The 5,243-nt window shown below is 66.9% G+C and carries 1 protein-coding gene; it reads left to right on the plus strand.

Translation table 11 applies throughout. The features are described from left to right. Positions 1-5,243: IPT/TIG domain-containing protein (locus AB0M45_RS33685; RefSeq protein ID WP_364337516.1), on the plus strand; the 5,243-nt coding region annotated here is incomplete at both ends.

Genomic DNA, 5,243 nt, shown 5'->3' on the forward strand with positions numbered 1-5,243 from the left:
AGTGACGCTGCCCTCTACACGTTCGTCCCAGCGCCGACCCTCGCTTCGGTCGATCCTGACGCCGGTCCGGAGGCCGGTGGCAACACGGTCACGCTTACCGGCAGCGGATTCACCGGGGCCAGTGCGGTTGATTTCGGTGGGATCGTGGCGATTTCGTTCACGGTGATCTCCGATACCGAGCTCAGTGCGGTGGTGCCTGCCGGGACCGGCACGGTCGATGTCACGATCACCACGCCGGGCGGGACCAGCAACGGCGTCCGCTACGCTTACGCTCCGGCCCCGGCACTCACCACGGTGGTCCCCAACTCGGGACCCGAAACCGGCGGCAACACGGTCATCCTCACCGGCACCGGATTCACCGATGCGACCGCGGTGGACTTCGGTGCGAACCCAGCGGTGACGTTCACCGTGGTCTCGGATTCCCAGATCACAGCGGTCGTACCTGCCGGGTCCGGCTCGGTGAACGCCACCGTCACCACCGCAGGGGGCACCAGCAACCCGGTGGCCTACGCCTACGTGCCGCGGCCGACACTCACCAGCACGGTTCCCCGCTTCGGGCCGGAGACCGGCGGCAACACGGTCACCCTGACCGGTACCAACTTCACCGGGGCGACGGCCGTCCGCTTCGGAGTCACGCCCGCCACGTCGTTCACCGTGGTCTCCGATACCCAGATCACGGCCGTCGCTCCCGCACGCACCGGCACTGTGGCGATCACCGTTACCACGCGGGGTGGTAGGAGCAATGGTGTTCTCTACGGCTTCACCCCGGCTCCGACGCTTACCACGGTCGCTCCGCGTTTCGGGCCGGTCACCGGTGGCAATACGGTCACTCTCACCGGTACGAATTTCACCCGGGCTACCGCGGTTCGTTTCGGTACGACGCTCGCTACTTCGTTCACTGTGGTCTCCGATACGCAGATCACGGCTGTCGCTCCCGCGCGTACCGGGACGGTGAATGTCACCGTCTCCTCGCCGGGTGGCCTCAGCAACGGTGTTCCGTATGGCTTTACCGCGGCTCCGACGCTTACCACGGTCGCTCCGCGTTTCGGGCCGGAGACCGGTGGCAATACGGTCACTCTCACCGGTGCGAATTTCACCCGGGCTACCGCGGTTCGTTTCGGTACGACGCTCGCTACTTCGTTCACTGTGGTCTCCGATACGCAGATCACGGCTGTCGCTCCCGCGCGTACCGGGACGGTGAATGTCACCGTCTCCTCGCCGGGTGGCCTCAGCAACGGTGTTCCGTATGGCTTTACCGCGGCTCCGACGCTTACCACGGTCGCTCCGCGTTTCGGGCCGGAGACCGGTGGCAATACGGTCACTCTCACCGGTGCGAATTTCACCCGGGCTACCGCGGTTCGTTTCGGTACGACGCTCGCTACTTCGTTCACTGTGGTCTCCGATACGCAGATCACCGCCGTCGCCCCCGCCCGCACCGGCATCGCCGCCGTTACCGTCAGCAGCCCCGGCGGCCTCAGCAACGGCGTCCTCTACGCCTTCGTCCCGGCACCCACTCTCGGCTCCGTCAACCCCGACTCCGGACCGGCGACGGGCGGCAACACCGTCACCCTCACCGGTACCAACCTCACCCGAACCACCGCCGTCCGTTTCGGTGCGACACCCGCCACCTCGTTCACGGTGGTGTCGAGCACCGAGGTCACCGCGATCGCTCCCGCGGGAACCGGCACAACGTCGGTCACCATCACCACTGCGGGTGGCACCACCAGCGGTGTCCCCTACACCTATGTCCCCGCGCCGGTACTCGCGGCGATCGTCCCCGGCTCCGGTCCGGTCGAGGGTGGCAACACCGTCGTCCTGACCGGCACCAACCTCACGGGTACGACCTCGGTCGCCTTCGGCGCCACCCCGGCGACCTCGTTCACCGTGGTTTCGGCCACCGAGATCAGCGCCGTCGCTCCTGCGGGCACCGGCACGGTCGCCGTCACGGCTACCACCACCGGTGGAACCAGCAACGGTGTCTCCTACGCCTACGTTCTTGTGCCCATCCTGGATTCGGTCGTCCCGAATTCCGGTCCGGTCGCGGGCGGCAACACCGTCGTCCTGACCGGCACCAACCTCACGGGTACGACCTCGGTCGCCTTCGGCGCCACCCCAGCGACCTCGTTCACCGTCGACTCCGATACTCAGATCAGCGCCGTCGTCCCGGCTGGGACCGGTACGGTGCCGGTCACCGCTGTCTCGCCCACGGGTACCAGTAACGAAGTCCTCTACAGCTACGGCGGTGCCCCCGTACTCCTCGCAGTGGTCCCCGACCTGGGCCCCGAAGCCGGGGGCAACACGGTCGTACTGCAAGGCGAGAACTTCACCGGGACCCTGGGCGTGGATTTCGGCGCCACCGCGGCGACGTCCTTCACCGTCGACTTCGATACTCAGATCACAGCCGTCGTCCCCGCCGGGACCGGAACGGCGCAGGTCGCGGTCACCAATCAGTTCGGCGTCAGCAACGAGGTCCCGTATACCTACCTCGGCGTGCCGGCTCTCACCTCGGTCGACCCGGACCAGGGGCCTACCTCCGGCGGCAACACCGTCACGCTGACGGGTACCGGATTCACCGGGGCAAGTGTGGTGGATTTCGGTGGTACAGCGGCGATTTCCTTCACCGTGGTCTCCGGCACCGAGATCAGCGCCGTCGCACCCGCCGGGACCGGCGCGGTCGCCGTCACCATCACCACTCCGGGCGGCACCAGCAACGGCGTCTCCTACACCTATGTCCCGGCGCCGACCCTCACCACGGTGGTCCCCGATTCCGGTCCGGAGACGGGCGGTAACACGGTCATCCTGACCGGTACGGGGTTCACCAGCACGACGGCGGTGAATTTCGATGCGCAAGAGGCGGTCTCGTTCGCCGTCGTGTCGGATAGCGAGATTCGTGCGGTCGTGCCCGCGGGGACCGGGCCGGTGAATATCACCGTCACAACGGCGGGTGGCGTCAGCAATCCATTGGCCTATACCTACGTTCCGGCGCCCACCGTCGCCACGATCGTTCCCGGCTCTGGACCGGAGACCGGCGGCAATACCGTGACCCTCACCGGCACGAACTTCACCGGTACGACAGCGGTGAACTTCGGCCAGATCCCGGCGATCTCGTTCACAATGGTGTCGGGTACCGAGATCACCGCGGTTGCTCCCGCGGGTACCGGGACGACCGCGGTGACCGTCACGGCTGTCGGTGGTACCAGCGATGGTGTTCTCTACACTTATGTTCCGGCACCGACCCTTGCCTCGGTGGTCCCTGGCTCCGGTCCGGAGGCCGGTGGCAACACGGTCAGCCTGATCGGCACCGGATTCATCGGCGCGACGGCGGTGGAATTCGGCGCGACACCAGCCACGTCCTTCACGGTCGCTTCGGATGGCGAGATCACCGCGGTCGTTCCCGCGGGGACCGGGACAGCCGCGGTCACGGTCACGACCCGGGGTGGTGAGAGCAATCCGCTGACTTACACCTATGTTCCGGCGCCGACCCTTGCCTCGGTGGTCCCTGGCTCCGGTCCGGAGGCCGGTGGCAACACGGTGACCCTGACCGGCGCGGGGTTCACCAGTGCGGCAGCAGTGAATTTCGGTGCAGGAGCGGCAGTTTCGTTCACTGTGGTGTCGGATACGGTGATCAGTGCGGTCGCGCCCGCTGGCACCGGGACGGCGAATGTCACCGTCATTACGGCGGGTGGCGTCAGCAACGGTGGTCTCTACAGCTACGTCCCGGCGCCGATCCTTGCCTCGGTGGTCCCTGGCTCCGGTCCGGAGACCGGCGGCAATACCGTGACCCTCACCGGCACGAACTTCACCGGTACGACAGCTGTGAACTTCGACCTGACTCCGGCGATCTCGTTCACAATGGTGTCGGGTACCGAGATCACCGCGGTTGCTCCCGCGGGTACCGGGACGACCGCGGTGACCGTCACGACCGTTGGCGGTACCAGCGATGGTGTTCTCTACACTTATGTTCCGGCGCCCACCGTCGCCATGGTGGTTCCCGATTCCGGTCCGGATACCGGTGGTAACACCGTCATCCTCGCTGGTACCGATCTCACTGGCGCGACCGAGGTTTCCTTCGGCGCGACAGCGGCCACGTCGTTCACGGTGGTCTCGGATACCGAGATCAGCGCGGTCGCTCCTGCGGGGACCGGGACTACCGCCGTCACGGTCACGACTCCGGGTGGTGCCGGCAACCCGGTCACCTACGCTTACGTCCCGGCACCCACGCTGGCTTCGGTGGTCCCCGACTCCGGCCCCGAGACCGGCGGCAATACGGTCATCCTGACCGGTACGGGATTCGCTGGGACTACCGCGGTGAATTTCGGTGGCAATCCGGCGGTTTCGTTCACCGTGGTGTCGGATACGGAGCTCAGTGTCGACGCGCCCGCGGGGACCGGGTCGGTGAATGTCACCGTCACTTCGGCGGGCGGCGTCAGCACCGGTGTGGCCTATACCTACGTTCCGGCGCCGACGCTTGCCTCGGTGGTTCCCGGCTCCGGTCCGGAGTCCGGTGGCAATACCGTCGTCTTGACCGGCACCGGGTTCGCCACTGCCACTGCTGTGAACTTCGGCCTGACTCCGGCGTCTTCGTTCACGGTGGTGTCGGGTACCGAGATCACCGCGGTTGCTCCCGCGGGTACCGGCACGGCCGCGGTGACCGTCACCGCTATCGGCGGTACCAGCAATGGTGTTCTCTACACCTATGTTCCGGCGCCGACTCTTGCCTCGGCGATCCCTGATGCCGGTCCGGAGTCCGGTGGCAACACTGTCACCCTGACCGGGACCGATCTCACCGGTGCGACGGCGGTTTCCTTCGACGCGACACCGGCCGCGTCGTTCACGGTGGTGTCCGATACCGAGATCAGCGCGGTGGCCCCCGCTGGCACCGGCACGGCAGCGGTCACCGTCACCACCACCGGAGGCACCAGCAACGGCGTCTCCTACACATACGCCCCCACACCGACACTCACCTCGGTGCTCCCCGATTCCGGTCCGGAGACCGGTGGCGACACCGTCACCCTCACGGGTACGGGATTCACTGGAGCTACCGCGGTCGATTTCGGGGCGAGCACGGCGGTTTCGTTCACCGTGGTGTCGGATACCGTGATCAGCGCTGTTGTGCCCGCGGGCACGGGTTCGGTGAATGTCACCGTCGCCAGTGCGGGTGGGGTCAGCAATCTGTTGGCCTATACCTACGTTCCGGCGCCGACGCTGGCCGCGGTGGCCGACGATTCCGGTCCGGAGACCGG

The organism is Nocardia sp. NPDC051787 (genome assembly GCF_040681325.1).
Lineage (GTDB): Bacteria > Actinomycetota > Actinomycetes > Mycobacteriales > Mycobacteriaceae > Nocardia.